This window comes from Aquitalea magnusonii (genome assembly GCF_002217795.2).
Taxonomy (GTDB): Bacteria; Pseudomonadota; Gammaproteobacteria; order Burkholderiales; family Chromobacteriaceae; genus Aquitalea; species Aquitalea magnusonii_B.
On the sequence record NZ_AP018823.1, the window covers coordinates 366,412 to 391,455 of the forward strand.

The window sequence follows — 25,044 nt, forward strand, 5'->3', positions numbered from 1 at the left end:
GTAGAATCGCCGCCTTGCCCATTCATCCAGGTAGCCACCCCATGTTTACCCTGCTGTACAGCGACCCGCGCTTTTATCTGATCAACAAGCATCCCGGTGTGAGTTTTCACCGGGAAGGGGAGGAAGAGGGCTTGCTGGACGCGGTGCGTGCAGGCTTGCAGGATGACGCTGTGTGGCCGGTACACCGCCTGGACCGGCTGACCTCCGGGCTGATTCTGCTGGCGCGTTCCAGTCAGGTGGCCAGCCAGTTTGGCAGCGCCTTTGCCGAACATGCGGTGGAGAAATACTATCTGGCGCTGTCGGATCGCAAGCCGCAAAAGAAGCAGGGCCTGATCAAGGGCGATATGGAAAAAGGGCGGGGCGGCGCATGGCGCTTGCTCCCCACCATGCACAATCCGGCCATTACCCAGTTTTTCAGTTTTTCGGTACAACCGGGCTTGCGTCTGTTCCTGTTGCGGCCACACAGCGGCAAGACCCACCAGTTGCGGGTGGCGCTGAAGTCGCAGTCGGCACCGATTCTGGGCGACACCCTGTATGGCGGCAGCGCGGCGGATCGTGGCTATCTGCACGCCTATGCCTTGCGTTTCCGCCTGGACGGCGAGGCGTTTTCATTTGTCTGCCCGCCCGATCAGGGCGAACACTTCCTCAGCCCGGCACTGCGAGACTGCCTGCAGCATGAGGCAGCCCAACCCTGGGCCTTGCCCTGGCCACGTGTTTAAGCCTGGAACCTGCCAAGTTGCACGCCGGCCTGCTGGCAAGCCTCGGCAAAGGCCTGGCTGCCCAGGTGGCGATACTCAAGCGCACGGGCAGGGGCGATAGGGTCGCTGGCGTCGTCTGCCGGCAGGCCAGGATGGCACATCATCAGGCCACCATCCGGACATGCCTGCAGCCACTGCTGCATCAGCGTGGCAAAGCCGGCTTGCGGCTGTAGGGCATACAGTCCGGCAAACCACGGATTGCAGCGCAGGCCGTTTTGCTCGGCTGCGGCGGCAAAGCCACGGCATGCCTGCCGCAGCACCGCCGCCTTCAGCTTGCTGTCACCCGGATGCCCCAGCCGGTCCGGTGCGCGCAGATAGGGCTTGCTGTTTGTAGTCCAGCGCAGGGCGATGGCATCAAACAGCGCGTCGCGCACCTGGGGGAAGGCATGCACATGTTGGTGGCCATCAATGAAGTCCGGCAGCCGGCCCAGATGCTGGCTGAACAGGTCGATCTGGCGCAGCAGGCTGTCGCGTAAGGCGGTATGGGACAAACAGCGCAACTGGCTGAGCAGCAGCCAGTGCGACAAGGGCTTGATCAACTGCGGCCCGTCGGCAAAATCGTGAGTCAGATTGAAATGCAGGCCGATGTCGGCTTGTTGTTCCATCTCGCGCAAAGGCGCTGCCAGCGCCGGCCAGTGCGGCGACTGCGTCATCACGCTGGTGGCAGACAGGCGGCCGCGTTGCAACAAGTGCAGAATGCCCTGGCTGATGGCGGGCGATTGGGCATAGTCATCGGCACACAGGGTAAGGCGGCGCGGCGTCATGCAGCCTGCTCCTTGCCGGCAAAGGCCCACAGCTTGCTGAAGACAAAGGTGAACACGGCGACGGCGGCCAGGACAAGCAGCAGGGCCAGACGGTAATCCAGCGGGGTGAAGCGCAGCAGCACGAAATACATGGCTTCATTCAGCGCAAAGCTCAGGCAGGCCACCATGAAAAAGCGTGGCAGCGCTTGACGGTGTGGTACGTGGACGGCTTCGAATGTCTTGTGCCGATGCCCCCAGTAACTCACCTGGAAGGCCAGCAGGAAGGCCAGGATATTGGCCAGCAGCGGAGGCAGGCCAAACGGTACCAGTATCACGGCCACCAGCAGAAAGTGCAGCAGCATGGCACTGACACCGACGATACCAAACCAGAGCAACTCACGGTTCATGGTTGGTCCTGGGGAGCGCTGCTGATGCGGCTGATCAGATAAATCGGGCGCTGTTTCACTTCGCTGAAGATGCGGCCGATATACTCGCCCAGAATGCCGATGGATAGCAGTTGTACGCCACCCAGAAAGGACACGGCCACCGCCAGCGTGGGCCAGCCGGGCTGGTCGTTGCCAAACAGCAGGGTGTGCAGCAACTCCCAGGCGGCATACAGGATGGACGCCAGCGAGATGGCACTGCCAATCAGCGTCCACATGCGCAGCGGCACATTGGAGAAGGCGGTCAGACCGGTCAGCCCCAGGTTTAGCAGGCTGAAGAAGTTGAAGCTGCTTTTGCCGGCTCGGCGCTCGGCGGTATGGGTTTCCATTGGCAATTGGGTAAAGCCCACCCAGTTATACAGGCCCTTCATAAAGCGATTGCGCTCCGGCATCTGGCGCAGCGCTTCAAGCACGCAACGGTCCATCACGCGGAAATCCTGCGTGTTTTCCGGAATCTTGTGACGCGCTCCGCTGTTGAGCAGGGTGTAGAACACGCGGGTGAACAGGCGCTTGCCCAGGGTTTCGCTGTCGCGGCTGGCACGGACGCTATACACCATGTCGTAGCCGGCACGCCACTGGCGCAGGAATTCCGGCACCATGGCCGGCGGATGCTGGAAGTCGCTGTCGATCAGCACGGCAACGTCGCCTTTGGCGTGGTCGATACCGGCGGTGAGCGCCAGTTCCTTGCCAAAATTGCGCGACAACTGGATCAGCGTTACCGGCAACAGGCTGATCTGGCTCATCACCTGTGCCACGGTGTCGTCGCGGCTGCCGTCATCCACCACAATCAGTTCATGGCGAAAGCCCGCCTCAGTCAGCAAGTCATGCAGCGTTTGCAGCATGGGGACGATGTTTTCGCTCTCGTTGTAGGCCGGCAGGATGCAGCTGACCAGCGGGTTGGCGGGGCGCTCCGCAGCACGTTGCTGTAGTAAAAAGGGTGGAACGAAGGCGCTGGGTGGCGTTGTGGTCATCGGCGTCTCCTGATGTTTATGGTGTTAGCTTGCCGACGCGTTCGCGCAGCAGCAGCATCTGGTCCTTCATCACCTCGAAGCGGGCAATGGGTTGGAAACGCTGCTTGATGTCGGCGGGCAGGCTGGGCAGGTCACGTTGCTCGGTAACAATGAAGTGGCTGTTACCAGCGGCCAGCAGTTGCTGCAGTTCCTGCGGCTTTTGTGTGGTTTTGACCTTACCTCCACTATAGAACTCGGCAGAAAACTCGCGCCGGCTGTCCCAGAAAATCAGCGTGCTGCCTGGGGCCGGCTGTTGTTGCTGCCAGGCGGCAATCACTAGCTGTTGGGTGCGGAAATAGCGCTGGCCTTGTGTCCACTGCAGGCCAACGCCCAACAACAACAGAACGCCAGACACCATGGCCAGCCAGGGCAGGCTGCTGCCTTGCTGTGGCTGGCGGCTGCCATGCCACAGCGTGACAAACAGCAGGGCGCAGCCCGGCAGCATGGGCAGTGGGTAGGGGAAAATGATGTTGCCGGAAATGCTGAAGAACAGCAGCGTCATCAGGCTCCACAGCAGCACGTACAGGCGCCAGCCATCGTTGTCGGCACTGCGCTTGAGCATGTTTTTGCCATGACGCGCCAGCCAGACCAGCATGGCCAGTGACCAGGGAAAGATAGCCCCCAGCCAGTACAGCCAGATCATGCCGCGTGGGGTGGCATGGGCATAGCCGTATTTGTCACCCTTCCAGCCCGGGTCCAGAAAGCGGCTGACATGCTCGCCCATGATGAAGTAATTGAGGAAGCCCGGCGTGCGGTATTCCGCCAGCAGATACCAGGGCAGGGCAATGGCCAGCATCAGCAGGCTGCCGCTGATCCACGGCAGGCGTTGCCACATGGCTTTCCAGCCATTGCGCAGCAATACCCAGCAGAAAATCGGCATGCCAACCAGCACAATCGCCAGCGGCCCCTTGGCCAGCAGGCCTAGTCCCAGCCCGGCAAAAAACAGATAGCCCCAGCGTGTGCCACGCCCCTGCATGGCATGCCAGAACGCCAGTTGGGACAAGGCGACGCAAAACATCAGCGCCGGGTCGGTCATCACCGTTCCTGCGGCCGCGAAAAACAGCAGGCTGCCTGCCAGTATCAGGGCAGAAGCCAGTGCGGCGTCACGCCCCAGCCGTTGGCGGGCGGCATCGGCCACCAGCCACAAAACCGCCATGGAGAGCAGCAAGGCCGGCAGCCGTGCCGCCAGCGGATGGACACCAAACAAGCCCATGCTGGCGGCGGAGGTCCAGGTGGAAAGCGGCGGCTTGGCCCAGAAGGGAATGCCATAGTCGTGCCACAGGGTCACCCAGTTACCGGTCTCCAGCATCTTGCGGGCAATTTCTGCATAGCGCGCTTCGGTGGTGTCGGTCAGGGGGATGGCCCACATCGCCAGCAGGCGAATCAGCAGCAGGGCAAGCAGAGCATAGATGGCAAGGCGTTGCCATTTGGAGTTGGAGGACGGTTTCATGAAGTCCAGTCAGCACGCCACGGGCGGCCGGGCAAAGTCGGAAAAAACCCGCACAGCTTACCATGCCAGCCTTGTTTTAGTCTTAAGCAGCACTGCGGTTTGATGCAAAACGCCGCCCGTAGGCGGCGTGTCTGCAAGGCAGGATGGGCGTTGCTATTGCAGGTCGTGCGTCATCTTTTTCAGCTTGCTGGACAGCAGGAACAGAATCAGCGCAGCAATACCCGCCATGGCCACGAATACCATGAAAAAATCATGCAGATTGTTGATGGTATATCCCAGCAGTTGCGGGGCGGGCTTGGCCGAGTCCGGATACAGCTCGGACAAGGTACCGGCCAGCTTGTTGGCGGCGGCATTGGACAGGAACCAGATGCCCATCATCAGGCTGGTAAAGCGTGCCGGCGACAGCTTGACCACCAGCGACAGACCGATGGGCGACAGGCACAGCTCGCCAAAGGTGTGCAGCATGTACAGGCTGACCAGCCACAGCATGCTGACCTTGACGCCAGGTTCCAGGCCATCCACGCCAAAGGCGATGACCAGATAACCGATGGCCAGGAACAGCAGGCCAAATGCCATCTTGGCAGGCGATGTCGGTTCACGTCCCTGCTTGCCAAGGGTGGTCCACAGCATGGCAAACAGTGGGGCAAAAATCACCACGGAAATCGGGTTGATGGACTGGAAGTAGGAGGCGGGCACGGTAAAGCCCAGCAGATTGCGATTGGTTTGCTCTTCTGCAAAGAAGGTGAGCGAAGCGCCTGCCTGTTCGAATGCCGACCAGAAGAAAATCACAAAGGCCGACACAATCAGAATCACCGCCAACCGCTCTTTTTCCACTCGGGTCAGTGGTGCATGCACCACTTTCGCACCGCTGGCGTGGTGGCGTTGTGGTGCCAGGCCAATCGGCTTGCCTTCCGGGGTAACCAAATATTTGTTCTTGAACAGGCTGAATACCAGCAAGCTGAGCAACATACCGCAGCCTGCGGCCAGAAAGCCCCATTTGAAGTCATCCGGATTGCCGGTATCACCCAGGGTGCCGCAAATGAGCGGGGCCATCAGCGAACCGGCGTTGATGCCCATGTAGAAAATGGTGAAGGCCGAGTCCACCCGCTTGTCATCCTTGGCATAGAGCTGACCCACCATGGAAGAAATATTGGGTTTGAACAGGCCGTTACCGGCAATCAGCAGACCCAGGCCGGCATATAGCAAGCTGGAAGCCAGCGGCACATTGCTGGCATGCAGGCCACCGGAGCAGAACAGCAGGAACTGGCCACCGGCCATTAGCACACCACCGGCCAGGATGGAGCGACGATTACCCCAGTAGCGGTCGGCAATATAGCCACCAATCAGCGGGGTGAGATAAATCAGGCCGGTATAGCTGCCGTAGATGTCGGCCGCGTGGGCTTTGTCGAACAGCAGGGCCTTGATCATGAACAGGACAAAGATGGCGCGCATGCCGTAGTAGCTGAAGCGCTCCCACATCTCCGTGACAAAGAGCAGATACAGCCCTTTGGGATGGGATCGGGTGGTCATAACGATTTCCTTGTGCAGCTTGGGAAGCCGGATTTCTGATGGCTTGTTGTAGTGTTTTATTGCCGGTTTTTTTCGGCAGGCGGCGATAGTAGCGGCTAAAAAGGTTTTTGTGGAACTTTTTTTGCCGGGTTTTTCCGTTAATGCAAAGTATAAGTATTTTTTAATATTCCATGTTTGATATTGGGCAAGTATTTCAATGGAAAGGGAATTTTTCTGCATTCCCAAGCCATGGGCAGGCGCTTGTGCCGGGTGGCCCCGGCGCAAGATAGGCTCCCTTTCTGTGTCTGCAGGCTTGTTTGCTGCCCTGCCTGCTGGACAAGACTGCAGGCTAGCGCTTGGCGCGCCGCTCATGTGCTGGCCGATGGAACGGTAAGAGCGTTGGCGGTGGGACTATCTGTTTAGCCTGCGTGGCGGCATGGATACAGTGTCTGAGCTGTCTGGATGGATGATTGACAATCTGCTTGCGAGGAAAAATGGCAACAGGTAATCTGGCCGCGCCATCCGGCATTGTTTCTACTGAGGTGTTTGCACATGAACACGTTGGCATGCTTGACCCGGACGGCTGCCAACCATGGTAGCCTGCCCAAAAACTGGTTTACCCTCGACATCGTACTGGCTTACGACTTCCCCCGTCGCTGATCTCCCCACGTAGCCGATTCGTACCGGCTGCGTTCTGCTGCATTCATTTTTTCCAATTGAATCATCTGTTCTGGCTTGGTTGCGCCGGTATTCCGCATGGCGGAGCCGTATTGGTGCGCCGGTTTCGTGGCCAGGACACAAAGGGAGTATTACGCATGGCACGACGCATTCCTGAACCTTTCCGCATCAAGATGGTGGAACCCATCAAGCAAACCACACCGGAATACCGCCGCCAGGCGCTGGCGGAAGCCGGCTGGAACCCCTTCCTGCTGCGCGGCGAGGATGTGTATATCGATTTGCTGACCGACAGTGGCACGGGTGCCATGTCGGATCGTCAATGGGCTGGCCTGATGATGGGTGACGAAGCCTATGCTGGCAGCCGCAACTACTTTCACCTGGCCGATACGGTAAAACAGCTATTCGCCTACGAACACACCATCCCCACGCACCAGGGACGGGGTGCCGAGCAGATCCTGTTTCCGGAACTGGTGAAACGCTGTCGTGGTGATCAGCCGGTGTTCATTTCCAACTATCACTTTGATACCACCAAGGCACACGTCGAGATCGCCGGTGCCCGTGCCATCAACGTGCTGACCCCCAGGGCGCTGGATACCGAAGCGGCCTATGACTGGAAGGGAGACTTTGACCTGGCCAGGCTGGAGGAGGTGATTGCCAGTGAGGGCGCACATAATGTGGCCGGCCTGATCATTACCGTCACCTGCAATAGCGCGGGGGGCCAGCCGGTGTCCATGCCCAATATGCGTGCCGCCAGCGCACTGGCACGCCAGCATGGGATTCCGGTGATTATCGATGCCGCCCGTTTTGCCGAGAATGCCTGGTTTATTCGGCAGCGAGACCCGGACTATGCCACGCACAGCATTGAAGCCATCGTGATGGAGATGTTCAGCCATGGTGACATGCTGACCATGTCGGCCAAGAAGGATGGGCTGGTGAATATCGGTGGCCTGTGCTGCTTCAAGGATGATGTCGACCTCTTCCGCGCCGTGCAGGTGCGCTGTGTGCCGATGGAAGGTTTTGTCACTTATGGCGGTCTGGCCGGGCGTGATATGGAGGCGCTGGCTATTGGGCTGAAGGAAGGGCTGGATCCGGCTTATCTGACCTACCGCATCAGCCAGGTAGAGTATCTGGGCGAACGTTTGCGGGCAGGTGGTGTGCCCATCCAGTATCCAACCGGTGGTCATGCGGTGTTTGTCGATGCCAAGCGCCTGTTGCCGCATATCCCTGCCGAGCAGTTTCCTGCTCACGCCCTGGCTTGCGAGTTGTATCTGGAGGGTGGGGTGCGTGGTGTGGAAATCGGCTCCTTGCTGCTGGGGCGCAATCCGCAGACTGGGGAGCAGGAGCCCTCGCCGCTGGAGTTGCTGCGCCTGACCATTCCGCGCCGGGTCTACACCAATGACCATATGGACTACATTGCAGACTGCCTGATCGATGTGAAGCAGCGCGCAGCCAGCATTGGTGGTCTGGGCTTTGACTATGAACCGCCCATCCTGCGTCATTTCACTGCACGACTGAAACCACTGCGCTGAAGCTGGCCTGTCCGGCAAAAAAATGGCTGCCCAAGGCAGCCATTTTTTTGTCACCCAGCAGGGTTACTTGATCAGTTCAACTTGCAGCTGCGGCTGCTTGACGCTGAAGGCATTGATGCGGCCTGTGTTTTGCAGGCGCAATTCACCATCAACATAAACCTGAGCTTGCAGGCTGTAGCTGCCACCCGGCTGGATGGCATGCTTGTCGTAGCACAGCGAGAAGTTCAGCGGAAATGCTGCCGGCTTTTCCAGCGTCTGCTCCGCCAGCAGGCGGGCCGGTGCATCGGCCTGGGTATTGTCATCTAGCAAGCGAACGCGCACCAGTGTGGTGGTCAGTGGCAAGGAAGCCGCCTGTTTGAGCACTACCTGGCCATTGAGATATTGCGGCTGGTACTGCTGGCTGGCACAGCCAGCCAGGGTGGCGAGCATGCTGGCCGCCAGCATGCTGCGGCGTAGCAGCGGGGCGCTCACTCCACCGCCTCCAGCTTGGGTTGCCCCAGCATCACCACCGGGCCTTGCTCCGGCTTCCATTCAGCCTGCACGCGCCACTGGTTGCCCTTGTCTTCCAGTTGCACGTACCAGTGGTTGGCCTTGACCAGCTCCTTATTGAAGCTGCCGCTGTACTGGTTGGCCGCCAGCTTGTGCAAGTCCGTGCTGACGTCGTAGTCGTCTTGGGCGGGATGGATCAGCTTCAGGGTCAGCGTATCCGGCAAGGCCTGCTTGCTGGTGGTGTTGACGGTGACACTGCGGCCATCGCTGCTGAGCATGACCTGCGCAGTAATGCCCAATGCAGCCGCCGCCGTATCGCGGCGCAGCTCCATATTGATGGCCTTGCCTTTGTTGTAGTAATCGTCAGTGACCAAGCCGTCATCCGTCCTGATGGCGGTGGTGATAAAAAATGACCCGACAATCACTGCGGCCAGCGGAAAGCTGATCAGAAACCATACCCAGGGTTCTTTATACCAGGGGCGGGAAACGTGGTGGCTCAGTTGCATGATTTACTCTCCGATGAAGCTGGATTTTTCTTCCACATGCAGAACCGGAGTACTTACCGTTTCTACCTTGAAGTGGATCTCGTGACTGCCCTTGGTGGCAACCTGCGGATCAGCCTGCAGGCGCACGCCAAAGCTTTCGGTTTCCGTCGCCTTGACCTTGATGTGCTTGCTGTCGCTGACCAGTTTCAGGTCAGGCAGGCCGTCTGCCGAGATTTTAAACTCTTGATCACGTTCTGTGGTGTTGATGATCTTGATGGTGTAGGCATTTTCCAGCAAGCCTTCATCTGTCTCCTTCACCAGTGATGCACGATCACGCAATATGTCCACCTTGAAGGGCTTGCGCATGGCCAGCGAACCCAGCGCCGCGCCCAGTACGATCAGCAGCACAACGGTATACATGATGACGCGTGGCCGGCGCAGGTGCTTGACGATATCCTTCTCCGGATACTTGCCTTCCAGTGCGTTTTCCGTGGTGTAGCGGATGAGGCCACGCGGGTAGCCTACCTTGTCCATCACCTCATCGCAGGCATCGATGCAGGCGGCACAGCCGATACATTCGTATTGCAGGCCGTTGCGGATATCAATCCCTACCGGGCAAACCTGTACACAGATACCGCAGTTGACACAGGAGCCCAGGCCCTGTTGCTTGAAATCCACCCCTTTCTTGCGTGCGCCGCGCGGTTCGCCGCGAGCTTCGTCGTAAGAAATGATCAGGGTGTCGGCATCAAACATCACGCTCTGGAAGCGGGCATAAGGACACATATACTTGCACACTTGCTCGCGCATGAAGCCTGCCAGCAGGTAGGTAAAACCGGCGTAGAAGAAGATCCAGAAGCTTTCCCAAGGACCGTAATCAAAAGTGGGCATGGCCTTGACCAGATCGCGGATGGGGGTGAAGTACCCAACCAGCGAGAAGCCGGTCCACAGGCAGAACAGGATCATCAGGCTGTGCGTGGTCAGCTTCAGCCTGGCCTTGCGCAGACTCATCGGCTCCTTGTCCAGCTTCATGCGCTTGTTGCGGTCCCCCTCTACCAACTGTTCTATCCACAGCATGATTTCGGTGTAGACGGTTTGCGGACAGGAATAGCCACACCATAGTCGCCCGGCAATGGTGGTCCAGACAAACAAGCCGAAGGCACAGCTCATCAGCAGGGCGGCAAGATAGACAAAGTCTTGCGGCCAGATGGTCAGCCCGAAGATGAAGAACTTGCGGTTGACCATGTCAAAGAACACAGCCTGCCGTCCATTCCAGGTCAGCCATGGTAAGCCGAGGAAAACCAGTTGGGTGCCCAGCACGAAAAGAATACGCCAGTTGTTGAAGATCCCTTTCACGCTACGCGGGTAGATCTTTTTCTGGGCCTCGTACAAGGACACGGTTTCCTGACCGGACTTGGGGGAGGGGGGGGTGTGTTCAACTTTAACCGGTATATCTTTTAACGAATCAGACATGGTGTTTTCCTGAAGAGGATTTCGCAAAGTTCACTGTAAGGATGAACTTTGCGCAAGCATCTTCCGATGTTTCATTATATAGATAGATATAATATTTGTCATAAAGCATACTGCCCGCTTGCGCGGGCAGTATGTTGGCTAAGGCTTACTGCGCCTTGGCGTTGTTGGACAACCCCCATACATAGGCAGACAGCAGGTGAACCTTGGCATCGCCCAGGAAGTCCTTCCAGGCCGGCATCTGGTTGTTGCGACCATTGGTGATGGTCTCGATGATGGTCTTCTCAGTACCACCGTACAGCCAGATGTTGTCAGTCAGGTTCGGTGCGCCCAGTTGCTGGTTACCCTTGCCATCCGGGCCGTGGCAGGCTGCGCAGATGGTGGTGAAGGTTTCCTTGCCACGGGTGGCGCGTTCGGCATCATGTTTCTTGCCGGACAGCGACATCACGTAGTTGGCAACATCCTTGACCTTCTCTTCACCCAGCGCAGAACCCCAGGCCGGCATTTGACCGTGACGACCATTCTGGATGGTGGCTTCGATGGTTTTCGGATCACCGCCCCATAGCCAGTCGTTGTCGGTCAGGTTGGGGAAACCCTTGGCACCACGTGCATCAGAGCCATGGCACTGTACGCAGTAGGTCTGGAACAGGCGTTTGCCCATTTCCTGCGCCTTGGGATCAGCCGCAACTGCCTTCAGGTCCTGCTTCAGGTAGTTGTCATACAGCGGCTGGTACTTGGCTTCTGCCTGGGCGCGTTCTTCCTTGTACTGACCTACGGAAGTCCAGCCACGAATACCTTGCCATTTGCCAAGGCCGGGGTAGAGAACCAGGTAGCAGGCACCGAAGATCAGTGTGATGTAGAACATCAGCATCCACCAGCGCGGCAGCGGGTGGTTGTACTCTTCGAGGTCGCCATCCCATACATGGCCCATGGTTTCAACCTGCTCACCCTTCTTGACCGTGGTCTTGGATTGGGTGAACAACAGCAGGGTCAGGCCAACAAAACCTGCAACCACGATGGCCGTGATCCAGATGCCCCAGAAATCGCTTACGAAATCACTCATTGTTTTGCTCCGTTAGAAGCCGAATCATGGTTATCGGCCTCCTGCACCTTGTCGTCGTCGAGAAAGGGCACATTGGCCGCTTCATCGTACCGGTTCTTCGAGCGTCTGCTGTAGGCAATGAACAACACCAGAATGAAGAAGGTGAAGCACATTACGGTGAAGGCGGAACGCCCAATCGTTACCCAGTCCATGACTTAGCGAACGTTCTTCAGTGCGAGACCCAAGCCCTGCAGATATGCAATCAGGGCATCCATTTCCGACTTGCCTTCGACTTGAGCCTTGGCTTCAGCGATATCCTTGTCGGTATACGGAACACCTACAGCGCGCAGGGCTTCCATTTTCTTCGGCATGATTTCGGCATCGGCCAGGTTTTTCGACAGCCACGGGAAGGCCGGCATGTTGGATTCCGGTACCACGTCACGCGGATTGGTCAGGTGAACACGGTGCCATTCGTCGGAATAGCGACCACCTACACGGGCCAGATCCGGACCGGTACGCTTGGAGCCCCACTGGAAGGGATGGTCGTATACCGACTCACCCGCAACGGAGTAGTGACCATAGCGCTCGGTTTCGGCGCGGAAGGGACGGATCATCTGGGAGTGGCAGTTGTAGCAGCCTTCACGGATGTAGATATCGCGACCTGCCAGTTGCAGCGCGGTGTACGGCTTGACGCCGGCAACGGGCTGGGTCGTGGACTTCTGGAATGCCAGCGGCAGGATTTCCACCAGGCCGGCAAAGCTGATCACGATCAGGGTGAACACGATGAGGTAACCAACGTGCTCTTCAATCAGTTTCTGGATCTTTTCCATGTTCTTCTACCTTTATCCGCTTAAGCGTGAGCCGATGCGTTGACGGCCGGAATCTTGGCGTCAACAGCCTTGCCACTGGCAACGGTGCGGAAGGTGTTGTAAGCCATCAGCAGCATACCGGTCAGGTACAGCGTACCACCCAGGAAACGCACGAAGTGGTAGGGGTAGGTTGCTTTCACTGCTTCCACAAAGGCATAAGTCAGGGTGCCGTCGGCATTCAGGGCACGCCACATCAGACCCTGGGTCACACCGGAGATCCACAGTGCGGCGATGTAGAGAACCACACCGACGGTAGCCAGCCAGAAGTGAGCCTCGATCAGCTTGGTGCTGTGCATGGATTCACGACCGAACAGGCGCGGCAGCAGGTAGTACATGGAACCGATGGTGATGAAGCCAACCCAGCCCAGAGCGCCGGAGTGTACGTGACCGATGGTCCAGTCAGTGTAGTGCGACAGGGCATTCACGGACTTGATGGACATCATCGGGCCTTCGAAGGTGGACATACCGTAGAAGGACAGGGAAACCACCAGGAACTTCAGTACCGGGTCGGTACGCAGTTTGTGCCATGCGCCGGACAGGGTCATGATGCCGTTGATCATGCCACCCCAGCTCGGAGCCAGCAGTACCAGGGAGAACACCATACCCAGCGACTGGGTCCAGTCAGGCAGGGCAGTGTAGTGCAGGTGGTGAGGACCAGCCCACATATAGGTGAAGATCAGCGCCCAGAAGTGAACCACGGACAGGCGATAGGAGTAAACCGGACGGCCAGCTTGCTTCGGCACGAAGTAGTACATCATGCCCAGGAAGGCGGCGGTCAGGAAGAAGCCTACGGCATTGTGGCCATACCACCATTGCACCATGGCATCCACGGCACCGGCGTACACGGAGTAGGACTTGGTCAGGGAAACCGGTACAAAGGCGCTGTTGACGATGTGCAGCAGGGCAACTGCCAGGATGAACGCACCGTAGAACCAGTTGGCTACATAGATGTGTTTAACCTTGCGAATGGCGATGGTGCCGAAGAATACGATGGCATACACCACCCAGGTCACGGCGATCATCAGCTTGATCGGCCATTCCAGTTCGGCATACTCCTTGCCGAAGGTGTAACCCAGCGGCAGGGTGATGGCAGCAAGGACAATGATCAGCTGCCAGGCCCAGAAGGTAAAGGCGGCCAGTTTGTCCGAGATCAGTCGTACGTTACAGGTGCGCTGCACGACGTAGTAGGAAGTTGCAAACAGGCCGCAACCGCCAAAGGCGAAAATTACGGCGTTGGTGTGCAGCGGGCGCAAGCGGCCAAAGTGGAACCAGGGCCCAAAATTGAGCTCCGGCCACACCAATTGGGCCGCAATGATGACGCCCACCAGCATGCCTACAATGCCCCATACTACGGTCATGATGGCAAACTGGCGCACCACCTTATAGTTATAAGTGGATTGCGTTTCCATTTAGGGTTTTCTCCAAGGTTGCTAACTTAGAACGTGACAAACCATGGCGACTTGATTTCCTGCCCACTGCCCCAAACTGTAGGTGGCAGGAAAGCCGCAGGGGAAGCTGACTTTTCAGACTAGCAAAGTGTTTGACCCGTGCTGACAACAATCTGCCAAAACCCCTGACAAAGCGCTGCTTGGCACACACTTTTTCCCCATTTATTCAGCAAGGCATTCTAAAGCAAATACCCATGACGGGCCAGTTGATTAGTATGCCTGCGGGATTTTTACGTCCACCATTTTCTTGATTTCAAGCGAGCAGGCAACAGGCGCTTAGCCTGATGCCGCTTACTGGGGATTATATTGTCATGCCTGTCCAAGCCCTTGACTTAGGTCAAATCGTCATCGGCAGCCCCCGTGCTGTGGACCCGGTGCTAGAATCTGCTGTTTTCGCCCTTTTTGCAGGCATATCATGACCGCGCCCGTCCTCTATTCCATTCGTCCGTGCTCTCCGGCTAGCCATTGTTTTGAAATTACGCTCAAGGTAACCAAGCCAGCCCGGAAAGGCCAAGTCTTTACCTTGCCGGCCTGGATTCCCGGCAGCTACCTGATTCGGGAGTTCTCCCGCCACATCATCAGCATTCAGGCCAGTTGTGCTGGCAAGGAAGTGCAGATCTGCAAACTGGACAAGCACACCTGGCAGGCAGAGCCGGTGAGTGGCAGCCTGACCCTGGTGTATCAGGTTTATGCATATGATTTGTCGGTGCGTGGGGCTTATCTGGATGAAACGCGTGGTTTCTTTAATGCCAGCAGCGTGTTTCTGGCCGTGGATGGCTACGAGTCGGCACCTTGTGATGTGCAGATACTGGCACCCAAGGGCAAGCATTTTGCCGAGTGGAAGGTTGCCACGGCACTGCCAGCGCGGGATGTGAAGAAGAGTGGCTTTGGTCATTACCGTGCCGAGAGTTACGACGAATTGCTGGACCACCCGGTTGAGCTGGGAGACTTCCAGTCGCTCAGTTTCAAAGCCTGCGGCGTGCCGCATCAGTTTGTGGTGTCTGGCCGTTTCCGTGGCGACCTCAAGCGCCTGGTGCGCGATACCAAGAAAATCTGCGAATACCAAATCAAACTGTTTGGCACCCCTGCGCCATTCGAGCGCTATGTGTTCATGCTCTATGTGGGCAAGGACATTTACGGTGGGCTGGAGCATCGTGCCTCAACTGCGCTGGTGGCCAACCGTGACGATTTGCCAGCGCAAGGCGAGTCGGCCATCAGCGATGGTTATCTGAAGCTGCTTGGTTTGATCAGCCATGAGTATTTCCATAGCTGGAACGTCAAGCGCATCAAGCCGGCGGCCTTCAGTCCTTATGATCTGTCACAAGAGGCGTATACCCGGTTGCTGTGGGCGTTTGAGGGCATCACTTCCTATTACGACGACTTGACCCTGCTGCGCTGTGGCCTGATAGACCAACAGCGTTATCTGGGCTTGCTGGCACAAACCATCAGTGGCGTGCAGCGCGGTGCCGGTCGTCTCAAGCAGACGCTGGAAGAGTCCAGCTTTGATGCCTGGACCAAATACTACCGCCAGGATGAAAACAGTCCCAACAGCATTGTCAGCTATTACACCAAGGGAGCGCTGGCCGCACTGGCGCTGGATCTGACCCTGCGTCAAGCCAGTGCTGGCAAAACGTCGCTGGATGATGTCATGCGTGCCTTGTGGCAAAAGTGGCTGGCGGATGGCCAGGGTCTGGCTGAAGATGAATGGGAGCGCATTGCCCAGCAAGTGAGCGGGCTGTCACTGCAGGACTTCTTTGACCATGCCCTGCGCTCTACCGCAGACTTGCCCTTGCCAGCCCTGTTGGCCACGCAGGGGGTAGACATGTGCTGGGACTACGCGGATCATGCCGGCGATGCTGGTGGCATTGGTCAGCCTGCTGCCGGTCGTAAGCCGCGTGCCAGCCTGGGCGTGAAAACGGCTGCAGATCCGCTAGGCCTGCGCTTGGTCAATGTACTGGATGGCAGCGCTGCCCAGCAGGCAGGTTTGGCCGGTGGTGATGTACTGCTGGCGCTGGATGGCCTGAAGGCTGGCGATCTGGACAAGATGTTGGCGCGTTATCGCGTGGGAGAGCAGATTACCCTGCATTTGTTCCGGCGTGATGAACTGCTGGTGCGTGAGGTGGTCTTGCAGGCACAGCCTGCAGCAACCTGCCGTCTGCATGTGCAGTCCGGCGGCGGTGACTGGCTGGCGGCCACCCAAGCGTGATCTGCAGGTAGCAGCAACAAGATGTGTATCGATAGCGAACCGGGGCGGTGATCCCGCACGGTTCATCACCAAGACCGGCACTAACCGGCAATGACCTGAAAATTAGAGAGACGAAAATGGCGCAGCAGCCTCAAGTGAACTATCTGAAAGACTATACCGTTCCTGCTTATCTGGTAGATCGGGTGGATTTGAAGTTCGAAATCGAGGAGGCGCAGACGCGTGTGCACTCCCGTCTGGTCATCAAGCGTAATGAAAAGTCTGCTGCGCCTGGCAATTTGTGGCTGGACGGTTCGGCCACCCTGTTAAGCCTCACCCTGGACGGGGAGCGTCTTGCTCCTGGCAGCTATCAGCTGAATGAAGATGGCCTGCTGATTCCCGGAGTGCCGGACAGTTTCATCCTGGAAGTGGAAACCGGGCTGGATCCGCTGGCCAATACCAGCCTGATGGGCTTGTATGCTTCCAATGGCAATCTGTTCACCCAATGCGAGCCGGAGGGTTTTCGCAAGATTACCTTTTACATGGACCGGCCAGATGTGATGGCCAAGTTCACCACCACCATTGTGGCCGACAAGCAGAAATACCCGGTGCTGCTGTCCAATGGCAACAAGGTGGGTGAAGGCGTGCTGGACAAGAAGCGCCACTGGGTAAAATGGGTGGACCCTTACCGCAAACCTGCCTACCTGTTTGCCCTGGTGGCCGGCAAGCTGGTGGCGGCGCGCGACAAGTTCCTTACCCAGCGCGGACGCGAAGTGACGCTGGAAATCTGGACCGAGCCTGCCGACCAGGACAAAGTGGCTTTTGCCATGGGGGCGGTCAAGCGCGCGATGAAGTGGGACGAGCAGCGCTTTGGCCTGGAGTACGATCTGGATATCTACATGATCGTGGCGGTCAGCGATTTCAATATGGGGGCCATGGAAAACAAGGGCCTCAACATTTTCAACACCTCGGCCGTGCTGGCGCGCAAGGATACCCGCACCGACGCAGAATTCCAGCGGGTGGAAGCCATCATTGCCCACGAATACTTCCATAACTGGACGGGTAACCGAGTGACCTGCCGCGACTGGTTCCAACTGTCGCTCAAGGAAGGGCTCACCGTATTCCGCGACCAGGAATTCAGCTCTGATCTGGGTAGCCGGGCTGTCAAACGCATCGACGATGTCAAAAGCTTGCGTGCCATGCAGTTCCCGGAAGATGCCGGCCCGACGGCGCATCCGATTCGTCCGGACTCCTACATCGAGATGAACAATTTCTACACCATGACGGTGTATGAAAAGGGTGCAGAAGTGGTGCGCATGTATCACACCCTGCTGGGTGAAGAAGGCTTCCGCAAGGGCATGGACCTGTACTTCAAGCGCCATGATGGCCAGGCGGTAACCTGCGACGACTTCCGTGCCGCCATGGCCGACGCCAACGGGGTGGATCTGGAACAGTTTGCCTTGTGGTACAGCCAGGCGGGTACCCCGTTGCTGCAGGTGAGCAGCCAGTACGATGCTGCCGCGCAACGCTACGCCCTGACGGTCAAGCAGTCCTGCCGTGCGATTGCCGGCCTGCCCGCCCCGCAAGCGCTGCACATTCCGCTGGCGCTTGGCCTGGTCGGCGCGGATGGCCGCGATCTGCCCCTCCAACTGGAGGGTGAGGATCTGGCGCTGACCGGTACGCGTGTGCTGGACATCAAGCAGGACGAACAGACCTTTGTTTTTCTCAATGTGACTGAAGAACCAGTACCTTCGTTGCTGCGTGGCTTCTCCGCCCCGGTGAAGCTGGAGTACGACTGGCGCGACGATCAGCTTGCCTTCCTGATGGCGAACGACAGCGACAGCTTCTGCCGCTGGGAAGCCGGTCAAACGCTCGCCGAGCGCCTGTTCCGTCAGTTGATTGATGCTGTTGCTGCCGGCAAGCCGCTGCTATTGCCGGAAACCTTTATTGCCGCCTTCCGTGCCGTGTTGAAAGACCATGCGGCCGATCCTGCGCTGCGCGCCCTGATGCTGGGCTTGCCGTCCGAAGCGGAAATCCTGGAGATGGTCGATGTGGCTGATCCGGCCATCATTCATCAAGTACGCGACTTTGTGCTCGATCAACTGGCCGAATCACTGCGCGGTGAATGGCATGAGGCCTACCATCTTCACCAGACCCGCGAGTACAAGCCGGAAGATGCCGGCAAGCGCGACCTGAAAAACCGCACCCTGCAAATGTTGACCCGCCTGAGCGTGGCCTGGCCGGCAGAGGCCGCGCGCAAGCAGGCGCTGGAGGCCGACAATATGTCGGACCAGATGGGCGCCATGCTTGCCCTGCGCGATCATGACGGTGAAGAGCGGGACGAATGCTATACCGCGTTTGCCGCCCGCTGGCAGCGCGATGCTCTGGTCATGGACAAGTTCTTCATGTTGCTGGCCTCCAGCCAGTTGGCAGGCACGCTCGACCATGTCCGCGCCGCGATGGAGCATCCCGCATTCAGCCTGAAGAACCCGAACAAGGCGCGTGCGCTGATTGGCACTTTTGGCAACAATATGGCCCACTTCCATGCTGTCGATGGCAGTGGTTACCGCTTTCTGGCCGATCAGGTACTGGCGCTGGATGTCATCAATCCGCAAGTGGCCAGCCGCCTTGTGCGCGCCTTCAATCGCTGGAAAAAGCTGGAGCCGGTGCGGCAGGGTCTGATGAAGGCCGAGCTGGAACGCATGCTGAACAGCAAGCTGTCCAAGGATGTTTACGAGATTGTCTACAAGAACCTCAACGCCTGAGCCGGCTTGTGGACGAGATAAGACGGGTTGCTGCGGCAGCCCGTTTTTTTTGCGCCATTCCAAGCAAGGAGATTGACCTGCTCTTGGCTTGTCGGAATCATACATTCGTTTGAATTGTTCCGGCGGAGCCAGCAGCATGACAGCAACACAGCAGCGGGATTGGCAATTGTCCCTGGATGATGGCGAAGTCCTGCACATTCGGCGTATCTGGCAGGATGCAGCAGGCGCACCGGTGTTGCTGATCCACGGCGTAATGGCCAATGGCCGCATCTTTTACACCGACAGCGGCAAGGGGTTGGCGCATTATCTGGCCGCTGCCGGCTTCGACGTTTTTGTGGCTGATCTGCGTGGTCGCGGCCAGAGTACCCCGAAAATCAGCGCCGCCAGCCAGCATGGTCAGACGGAAATCATCTGCCGCGATCTGCCCGCGCTGCATGGCGCGATCCGCCGCCTGAAAGGGGAGGTGGCCGTACACTGGATGGCGCACTCCTGGGGCGGGGTACACATGAGCAGCTGCCTGCTGCGTCATCCCCGGCTGGCTTCACAAGTGGCATCTCTGGTTTATTTCGGCAGCAAGCGCAGCATAGCGGTGCGTAACTGGCGCAAATTTCTGGAAGTCGATCTGGTATGGAATGTGCTGGCGCGCTGGCTGATCAGGATGTTTGGCTATCTGCCGGCCAGGCGCATCGGGCTGGGAGCCGATGATGAAACGGAAAAAAGTCATCGACAGAGCAAGTGCTGGGCTCAGCGCCGCCCCTGGGTGGATAGTGATGATGGCTTTGATTATGGTGCCGCGGCGCGCCATGTCTCCCTGCCACCCACGCTATATTTTGCGGCCCGGAACGACCCGTGCCGCGGGCATGCCGATGATGTGCGACGCTTTCGTGATGAAAGCGGTCCTCATCTTTCGCGTCTGCGTCTGCTGGGGCGTGCGGCCGGGCATTGGCATGATTACGACCATGTTTCGCTACTGACACACCCGGATGCCCCGGCCGATCACTTTCCACTGCTGTTGGAGTGGCTGGCCGGTCGATACGACAAGGTGATCGAGAATTACTGACCAAGGTCATTCCCGCGCAAATGGCGCTGTGGTAGAACTGCGGCCTCTAGTGGAGAACGCATCAATGAATCAACAAACCGACATCCTACCCGCCAGCCTGGATAAGATCATCGAGCAACTGGCCGAGCATGGCTGGGTAGTGGATAACACGCTGTTCAGCGCCCAAGCCATCCGCCAGTTGCAGCAGTGCTGTCTGGCACAATGGCAGGAAGGGCGTTTCCACGAAGCTGCAGTCGGGCGGGCCGAACAGCAGGGGCGCCGCAGCGAAATCCGTTCCGACTCGGTACTCTGGCTGGAACCGGCCGATGCCCACCCCGCTGTTGCACATTATTTTTCCACTCTGGATCAGGTGCGGCAGGCGGTGAACCAAGCCTTTTACCTGGGGCTGGAGGATCTGGAATCCCATTTTGCCGTTTATCCGCCCGGTAGCTTTTATAAAAAGCATCTGGACCGTTTCCGCGACGACGATGCCCGTACCCTGACTGCAGTGCTGTATCTGAATGAAGACTGGCCCGACGCGGCAGGTGGCCAGATGCGGCTGTATCTGGATGCCGACTGTACGCAATCGCTGGATGTCGTCCCTCGCGCCGGGACCCTGGTGTTGTTCCTGTCCGACCGCTTCTGGCATGAAGTGCTGCCGGCGACGCAGCAGCGCTTGTCGGTTACCGGCTGGTTCCGCCGGCGTCAGCCCGGTTTAGCTTGGTCATCGTAGTCCGGTTATGCCGTGCTAGAATCAGGCCAAACCAGATGAAATGACAAGGGACGAATCAAGATGTCAGGCAACACCACGGGACTGCTGTTTACTGTTACTTCCTTCGGCGAAAGCCACGGACCGGCCATTGGCTGCGTGGTGGATGGCTGCCCGCCCGGGCTGGCCATCTCTGCAGAGGAAATCCAGCAGGAACTGGATCGTCGCAAGCCTGGCACCAGCCGGCATGTCACCCAGCGCCGCGAGCCTGATGCCGTGGAAATCCTGTCCGGCGTCTACGAAGGCAGGACCACCGGCACACCGATTGCCTTGCTGATTCGCAACACCGACCAGCGCTCCAAGGACTATGGCAATATCGCCGAGACCTTCCGCCCCGGTCATGCCGATTACACTTACTGGCATAAGTACGGCGTACGCGATCCGCGTGGCGGAGGCCGCTCCAGCGCCCGCGAGACCGCGGTGCGGGTGGCCGCCGGTGCGATTGCCAAGAAGTGGCTGCAACAGCGTTACGGGGTAGTGATTCGCGGACACATGACCCAGATTGGCGAAGTAGCCATTCCGTTCAAGAGCTGGGATGTAGTCAATACCAATCCCTTCTTCGCCGCTGATGACAGCGTGGTGCCGCAGTTGGAGGACTACATGGACTCCATCCGCAAGAGCCTGGATTCCGTTGGCGCGCGTTTGCGAGTGGTGGCAGAAAACGTGCCGGTTGGCTGGGGCGAGCCGGTGTTTGACCGTCTTGATGCCGACATTGCCCATGCCATGATGAGTATCAATGCGGTCAAGGGAGTGGAAATCGGCGCCGGTTTTGCTTGTGTTACCCAGCGAGGTAGTGAGCATGGCGATGAACTGACGCCAGAAGGCTTTGCCAGCAATCATGCTGGAGGCATCCTGGGTGGGATCTCCACCGGGCAGGATATCGAAGTGTCAATGGCAATCAAGCCCACCTCATCCATTGCCCAGCCACGGCGCTCCATCGACAAACAGGGCAATCCGATTGTGATGGAAACCCATGGCCGTCATGATCCCTGCGTGGGCATCCGCGCCACCCCCATCGCAGAAGCGATGCTGGCGCTGGTATTGATGGATCATGCGCTGCGCCATCGCGCCCAGTGTGGAGATGTGGCGGTGGAAACCCCGCAAATCCCAGGTCGAATCAGCTAGACTGAAACGAGACTGTATGACAGCCGGGCATCAAGAGAGAGCACACCATGTTTAAAAACCTGATTGGCGGTTTGGCCGGTCGCCTGAAAAAAAACGAAGAAAGCCAGGCTGACGAAATCGCCGCTGTTGAAAAAGAACTGGAAGCCTCGCCGGTCAAACACAGCGCCGAGCCAGAGCCGATTGACCAGTTGCCGCCCACGCTTGGCTTCGTGGCTCACCAGCCGGTGATGGACCGCCAGCATCGCGTGGTGGCCTACGAATTCTTCGTCAAATCTGGAGCCACGGTAAAAGGTGGCAAGCAGCAGGACTTTGACCGCCTGATGCTGACCACGCTGCAGAACATGGAAGTGTTCCGCCTGCTGGCCTACCGACGCGCACTGGTGCATATCTCCATCAGTTCGCTCTCCGAGCCCCTGCTGCTGCAGATGCCGGCCAAAAGCGTGATATTCGTGCTGGAGCCCGACCTGGCGCAGCCCGTAACCGTGGAAATCATGCCGATACTGGATGATTTGCGCAGCAAGGGCCTGCGTTTTGCGCTGGAACCGGCGGCTTTTGATGCCCAGGTTCTGGTGGAGCGCCTGCAGCCCGAACTGTTCAACCGCATGGATTTCATGCTGCTGGACTTTGCCGCCCCCTCCACCCGCGTATTGGCTCCCATTCTGGACCAATTGCCACGCCGTTACCCCAATGCGCGCTGGATGGCGCGCAATGTAGGTACGGCCGAGGATCTGGACATCTGCCTGCGTGCGCCAGGCAGCAACCGCTTTGCCTTGTTCCACGGCCCCTTCATTGCCACCGTGCGCAGCCTGGAAAGCGGCAAGGTGGATAGCAACCAGACCAGGGTGCTGCAGATCATGCGCATGCTGCGGGCCAATGCCGAACCGCGTGAACTGGAGGCCCAGTTCAAGCTGGATTCGGTGCTGCTGTTCAAGCTGCTGCGCTTCATCAATTCACCGGTCAATGGGCTGGCGCGCAAGGTGCAGACCATTGAGGAAACCTTGCTGCTGCTTGGACGGGAAACCCTGTTCAAATGGTTGTCCATGCTGTTGTTCACCGCCAAGAAGGAAGACGGAACCGCCTTGGCCTTGCTGGAAAAGTCGCTCATCCGCGCCCGCTTCCTGGAGCGTCTGGGGGCCTATCGTGGCAACAAGCTGGAGGCCGAGCACTTGTTCCTGACCGGGATGTTCTCTTTGCTGGATGTGCTGCTCAACCAGCCATTCCCCGATGTGCTGGATCCGCTGGAATTACCCCCGACCGTGCGTGATGCGGTGGTCGAGAACAAGGGCATGTTCAGCCCCTATCTGGCCCTGGCGCTTGCCTGCGAACAAGGCGATGACCAGCGTATCAATGCCCTGTGCAAGGTACTGGACTTTGAGGTGGAGCATACCTGCCGGTATTACATCGATTCGGTGGTATGGGCGCAGGAAGTTTTGCGTGAAAGCGATGTACACAACGACGTAGAAGCAGTCTAGATCTTGCCATCGGTAGTTGAAGGCCAGCACGGGGTGCTGGCTTTTTTCATGATCGCGTAAAATCTTGTAATGACACTATAGTAGCGATGAGTTAGGCGGTGTCAAACGGATGACAGCGTGTTGACCAGGACAGTTGTCGCCTGTCAACAACTGGCATAAAAGTAGACAACAAACACCATAAATTTTCATGAAGGGGCGGCATACAATGGCTCCACATGAAAAATATAACCCCATGCGCAATCTTGATGCCGGACTGTGCGGGTAAGGCAATGTGATGAACACTATCGAGCAGATCCAGCAGTTGATTGTAGAAAAATTCGGTGTGAAGGCCGACGAGATTCAGGCAGAACGTGCCCTGAGCGAATATGGCCTTGATTCTCTTGGTCAAATCGAACTCTTGTTTGCCATCGAAGAGCACTTTGCGGTTTCCATTCCTGAAGAAGAAGCCCATGTGGCCAATCTGCAGGAACTGGCCGATCTGGTAGATCGCTATATGGCGGTCAAGCAATGAAGACCTTAGTTGCCATCACCGGCATTGGTCTTATTTCACCGCTTGGCAATCAGCTGGATGAGGTATTTGCCAAGCTGATGGATGGTGTGTCTGGTATCCGGCGGCTGGCATGTGATCAAACCGGCTGCAAGCCTGCCGTAGTGGGTGCGGTGGATTTTGATCCGGCCAACTGGTTTACCCGCTTGCAGCTGTCAGGTGTGGATCGTGTCAGCCAGATGGCGGTGGCCGCTGCCACCCAGGCGCTGGATGATGCCGCACTGGCCTTGCCGGAAGACAAGGAGCAGGTCGGAGTCTATGTGGGGTGTGCCATGGGTGGCAGTACCGCGCTGGACAAAGGCTTTCAGAATTTCTACCAGACCGGTACCCGCGTTTCTCCTCTGTCGGTGATTGCCAGCATGGCCAATGCCCCGGCCGGGCATATCAGCATGCGCTTTGGCATTACCGGCCCATCGGTGAATTACTCGGTGGCGTGTGCCTCCTCTGCCATTGCACTGGGTGAAGCGATGCGGGCGATTCGCAACGGCGAAATCCGCCAGGCGATTGCTGGCGGTGCTGAGGCCATGTTGCTGCCAGGCATCATCAACGCCTGGCAATCCATGCAGGTACTGGCCAGTCCGGAAGGTGATCATCCGGAGCAGGCTTGCCGTCCCTACGACAAGACCCGTAGCGGCCTGGTGCTGGCGGAAGGGGCTGCTTTCCTGATTCTGGAACGGCTGGACGATGCGATGGCGCGTGGTGCCCGCATTTACGCCACGCTGGATGGCTATGCGTGCCGCAGTGATGCCGCGCATATCACCAAGCCTGACGTTGCCGGCCAGGTGCGCACCATGCGTGCTGCCATGGCAGATGCCGGCCTGACACCGCAGCAGATTGCCTATTGCAATAGCCACGGCACCGCCACCCAGGTGGGTGATGTGGTGGAGTGCGAGGCGCTGCAGCAAATCTGGGGAGAGGGGACGCCTGGCTTGCAGGTGAGTGCCACCAAGTCCATGCATGGTCATCTGCTGGGGGCGACGGGTGGGTTGGAGGCCGCCATCACGGCGCTGGCATTGCATCACCACCAACTGCCTCCTACGGCAAACTGCCAGCAGCCGGATGAAAACTGCCGGGTACAGCATGTATTTGGCAAGGGTGTGGCTGCGCCGCAGTTGCAGGCGGCCATCAGTAATTCTTTTGCCTTTGGTGGCAGCAATGCCAGCCTCGTATTGCAGGCCTGGCCGCGCTAAACACCACCGCAGGATCAAGCCCGCTTTGGCGGGCT

General features: G+C 58.2%; 22 protein-coding genes. 10 read left to right on the forward strand and 12 right to left on the reverse strand.

The genetic code is table 11. From position 1 onward, the window contains the following. Positions 1-41: 41 nt before the first annotated feature. Entirely contained in the window at positions 42-719 is a 678-nt protein-coding gene (locus DLM_RS01840) for a TIGR01621 family pseudouridine synthase (protein ID WP_089085057.1), read from the forward strand. Here DLM_RS01840 and DLM_RS01845 read toward each other — a convergent pair. From DLM_RS01845 to DLM_RS01865, 5 genes are all read right to left on the reverse strand, one after another. Next, a complete protein-coding gene (locus DLM_RS01845) occupies positions 716-1,522 on the reverse strand; it encodes a ChbG/HpnK family deacetylase (protein ID WP_089085056.1) in 807 nt (268 codons plus the stop codon). The two genes, DLM_RS01840 and DLM_RS01845, sit on opposite strands and share 4 nt — an antisense overlap. Continuing rightward, positions 1,519-1,908, reverse strand: a complete 390-nt coding sequence (locus DLM_RS01850) for a GtrA family protein (RefSeq protein ID WP_089085055.1) — start codon at positions 1,906-1,908, stop codon at positions 1,519-1,521. The genes DLM_RS01845 and DLM_RS01850 overlap by 4 nt, the downstream gene beginning before the upstream one ends. Beyond that, positions 1,905-2,915 carry a glycosyltransferase family 2 protein gene (locus DLM_RS01855; RefSeq protein ID WP_089085054.1) on the reverse strand — a complete coding sequence of 337 codons (1,011 nt, stop codon included), beginning with the start codon at positions 2,913-2,915 and terminating at the stop codon, positions 1,905-1,907. Before DLM_RS01855 ends, DLM_RS01850 begins: the two co-directional genes overlap by 4 nt. 16 nt (positions 2,916-2,931) lie before the next feature. Next, positions 2,932-4,404 (reverse strand): ArnT family glycosyltransferase, encoded by a 1,473-nt coding sequence (locus DLM_RS01860; protein ID WP_089085053.1) that lies wholly within the window; start codon positions 4,402-4,404, stop codon positions 2,932-2,934. Positions 4,405-4,557: 153 nt separating this feature from the next. Further along, on the reverse strand, positions 4,558-5,934 hold the full coding sequence (locus tag DLM_RS01865; protein ID WP_089085052.1) for a peptide MFS transporter: 1,377 nt from the start codon (positions 5,932-5,934) through the stop codon (positions 4,558-4,560). Positions 5,935-6,728: 794 nt separating this feature from the next. On the opposite strand from DLM_RS01865, the gene DLM_RS01870 reads away from it, so the two are divergent. Further along, the gene (locus DLM_RS01870; RefSeq protein WP_089085051.1) at positions 6,729-8,120 is read left to right on the forward strand and encodes a tryptophanase; all 1,392 of its coding nucleotides are present in this window, start codon (positions 6,729-6,731) and stop codon (positions 8,118-8,120) included. Positions 8,121-8,183: 63 nt separating this feature from the next. Here the strand turns inward: DLM_RS01870 and DLM_RS01875 are convergent, their stop codons facing one another. The 7 genes from DLM_RS01875 to ccoN form a co-directional block, all read right to left on the reverse strand. Beyond that, complete coding sequence (locus DLM_RS01875) at positions 8,184-8,591, reverse strand: YbaY family lipoprotein (protein WP_167467021.1); 408 nt, start codon at positions 8,589-8,591, stop codon at positions 8,184-8,186. Further along, positions 8,588-9,115 (reverse strand): FixH family protein, encoded by a 528-nt coding sequence (locus DLM_RS01880; RefSeq protein ID WP_089085049.1) that lies wholly within the window; start codon positions 9,113-9,115, stop codon positions 8,588-8,590. Before DLM_RS01880 ends, DLM_RS01875 begins: the two co-directional genes overlap by 4 nt. A 3-nt stretch (positions 9,116-9,118) precedes the next feature. Next, positions 9,119-10,564: a cytochrome c oxidase accessory protein CcoG gene (gene ccoG / locus DLM_RS01885; RefSeq protein WP_089085048.1), complete on the reverse strand. Its 1,446-nt coding sequence runs from the start codon at positions 10,562-10,564 to the stop codon at positions 9,119-9,121. 145 nt (positions 10,565-10,709) lie between these two features. Next, positions 10,710-11,624: a cytochrome-c oxidase, cbb3-type subunit III gene (gene ccoP / locus DLM_RS01890; protein WP_089085047.1), complete on the reverse strand. Its 915-nt coding sequence runs from the start codon at positions 11,622-11,624 to the stop codon at positions 10,710-10,712. Then, positions 11,621-11,815 (reverse strand): cbb3-type cytochrome oxidase subunit 3, encoded by a 195-nt coding sequence (locus DLM_RS01895; RefSeq protein WP_089085046.1) that lies wholly within the window; start codon positions 11,813-11,815, stop codon positions 11,621-11,623. The genes ccoP and DLM_RS01895 overlap by 4 nt, the downstream gene beginning before the upstream one ends. A 3-nt stretch (positions 11,816-11,818) precedes the next feature. After that, entirely contained in the window at positions 11,819-12,433 is a 615-nt protein-coding gene (ccoO, locus tag DLM_RS01900) for a cytochrome-c oxidase, cbb3-type subunit II (RefSeq protein ID WP_045845632.1), read from the reverse strand. Between the two features lie 20 nt (positions 12,434-12,453). Beyond that, entirely contained in the window at positions 12,454-13,881 is a 1,428-nt protein-coding gene (gene ccoN, locus DLM_RS01905) for a cytochrome-c oxidase, cbb3-type subunit I (RefSeq protein ID WP_089085045.1), read from the reverse strand. A gap of 454 nt (positions 13,882-14,335) precedes the next feature. On the opposite strand from ccoN, the gene DLM_RS01910 reads away from it, so the two are divergent. The 8 genes from DLM_RS01910 to DLM_RS01945 all read left to right on the forward strand — a co-directional run bounded on the left by DLM_RS01910 (position 14,336) and on the right by DLM_RS01945 (position 25,009). Beyond that, on the forward strand, positions 14,336-16,126 hold the full coding sequence (locus tag DLM_RS01910) for a M61 family metallopeptidase (RefSeq protein ID WP_089085044.1): 1,791 nt from the start codon (positions 14,336-14,338) through the stop codon (positions 16,124-16,126). A gap of 116 nt (positions 16,127-16,242) precedes the next feature. Then, complete coding sequence (gene pepN, locus DLM_RS01915; RefSeq protein ID WP_089085043.1) at positions 16,243-18,867, forward strand: aminopeptidase N; 2,625 nt, start codon at positions 16,243-16,245, stop codon at positions 18,865-18,867. 136 nt (positions 18,868-19,003) lie between these two features. After that, the gene (locus DLM_RS01920; RefSeq protein ID WP_089085042.1) at positions 19,004-19,927 is read left to right on the forward strand and encodes an alpha/beta fold hydrolase; all 924 of its coding nucleotides are present in this window, start codon (positions 19,004-19,006) and stop codon (positions 19,925-19,927) included. A 64-nt stretch (positions 19,928-19,991) separates the two neighbouring features. Further along, on the forward strand, positions 19,992-20,639 hold the full coding sequence (locus DLM_RS01925) for a 2OG-Fe(II) oxygenase (protein ID WP_089085041.1): 648 nt from the start codon (positions 19,992-19,994) through the stop codon (positions 20,637-20,639). A 60-nt stretch (positions 20,640-20,699) separates the two neighbouring features. Beyond that, positions 20,700-21,800, forward strand: a complete 1,101-nt coding sequence (gene aroC / locus DLM_RS01930) for a chorismate synthase (protein ID WP_089085040.1) — start codon at positions 20,700-20,702, stop codon at positions 21,798-21,800. A gap of 47 nt (positions 21,801-21,847) precedes the next feature. Then, positions 21,848-23,272 (forward strand): EAL and HDOD domain-containing protein, encoded by a 1,425-nt coding sequence (locus DLM_RS01935; RefSeq protein WP_089085039.1) that lies wholly within the window; start codon positions 21,848-21,850, stop codon positions 23,270-23,272. 274 nt (positions 23,273-23,546) lie between these two features. After that, positions 23,547-23,783 carry an acyl carrier protein gene (locus tag DLM_RS01940; protein WP_089085038.1) on the forward strand — a complete coding sequence of 79 codons (237 nt, stop codon included), beginning with the start codon at positions 23,547-23,549 and terminating at the stop codon, positions 23,781-23,783. After that, positions 23,780-25,009: a beta-ketoacyl-[acyl-carrier-protein] synthase family protein gene (locus DLM_RS01945; protein ID WP_089085037.1), complete on the forward strand. Its 1,230-nt coding sequence runs from the start codon at positions 23,780-23,782 to the stop codon at positions 25,007-25,009. Before DLM_RS01940 ends, DLM_RS01945 begins: the two co-directional genes overlap by 4 nt. Positions 25,010-25,044 lie beyond the last annotated feature (35 nt).

Coding starts and splice junctions, on each gene's coding strand:
- DLM_RS01840 (WP_089085057.1), top strand. CDS start 42: ATGTTTACCCTGCTGTACAGCGACCCGCGCTTTTATCTGATCAACAAG.
- DLM_RS01845 (WP_089085056.1), bottom strand. CDS start 1,522: ATGACGCCGCGCCGCCTTACCCTGTGTGCCGATGACTATGCCCAATCG.
- DLM_RS01850 (WP_089085055.1), bottom strand. CDS start 1,908: ATGAACCGTGAGTTGCTCTGGTTTGGTATCGTCGGTGTCAGTGCCATG.
- DLM_RS01855 (WP_089085054.1), bottom strand. CDS start 2,915: ATGACCACAACGCCACCCAGCGCCTTCGTTCCACCCTTTTTACTACAG.
- DLM_RS01860 (WP_089085053.1), bottom strand. CDS start 4,404: ATGAAACCGTCCTCCAACTCCAAATGGCAACGCCTTGCCATCTATGCT.
- DLM_RS01865 (WP_089085052.1), bottom strand. CDS start 5,934: ATGACCACCCGATCCCATCCCAAAGGGCTGTATCTGCTCTTTGTCACG.
- DLM_RS01870 (WP_089085051.1), top strand. CDS start 6,729: ATGGCACGACGCATTCCTGAACCTTTCCGCATCAAGATGGTGGAACCC.
- DLM_RS01880 (WP_089085049.1), bottom strand. CDS start 9,115: ATGCAACTGAGCCACCACGTTTCCCGCCCCTGGTATAAAGAACCCTGG.
- ccoG (WP_089085048.1), bottom strand. CDS start 10,564: ATGTCTGATTCGTTAAAAGATATACCGGTTAAAGTTGAACACACCCCC.
- ccoP (WP_089085047.1), bottom strand. CDS start 11,624: ATGAGTGATTTCGTAAGCGATTTCTGGGGCATCTGGATCACGGCCATC.
- DLM_RS01895 (WP_089085046.1), bottom strand. CDS start 11,815: ATGGACTGGGTAACGATTGGGCGTTCCGCCTTCACCGTAATGTGCTTC.
- ccoO (WP_045845632.1), bottom strand. CDS start 12,433: ATGGAAAAGATCCAGAAACTGATTGAAGAGCACGTTGGTTACCTCATC.
- ccoN (WP_089085045.1), bottom strand. CDS start 13,881: ATGGAAACGCAATCCACTTATAACTATAAGGTGGTGCGCCAGTTTGCC.
- DLM_RS01910 (WP_089085044.1), top strand. CDS start 14,336: ATGACCGCGCCCGTCCTCTATTCCATTCGTCCGTGCTCTCCGGCTAGC.
- pepN (WP_089085043.1), top strand. CDS start 16,243: ATGGCGCAGCAGCCTCAAGTGAACTATCTGAAAGACTATACCGTTCCT.
- DLM_RS01920 (WP_089085042.1), top strand. CDS start 19,004: ATGACAGCAACACAGCAGCGGGATTGGCAATTGTCCCTGGATGATGGC.
- DLM_RS01925 (WP_089085041.1), top strand. CDS start 19,992: ATGAATCAACAAACCGACATCCTACCCGCCAGCCTGGATAAGATCATC.
- aroC (WP_089085040.1), top strand. CDS start 20,700: ATGTCAGGCAACACCACGGGACTGCTGTTTACTGTTACTTCCTTCGGC.
- DLM_RS01935 (WP_089085039.1), top strand. CDS start 21,848: ATGTTTAAAAACCTGATTGGCGGTTTGGCCGGTCGCCTGAAAAAAAAC.
- DLM_RS01940 (WP_089085038.1), top strand. CDS start 23,547: ATGAACACTATCGAGCAGATCCAGCAGTTGATTGTAGAAAAATTCGGT.
- DLM_RS01945 (WP_089085037.1), top strand. CDS start 23,780: ATGAAGACCTTAGTTGCCATCACCGGCATTGGTCTTATTTCACCGCTT.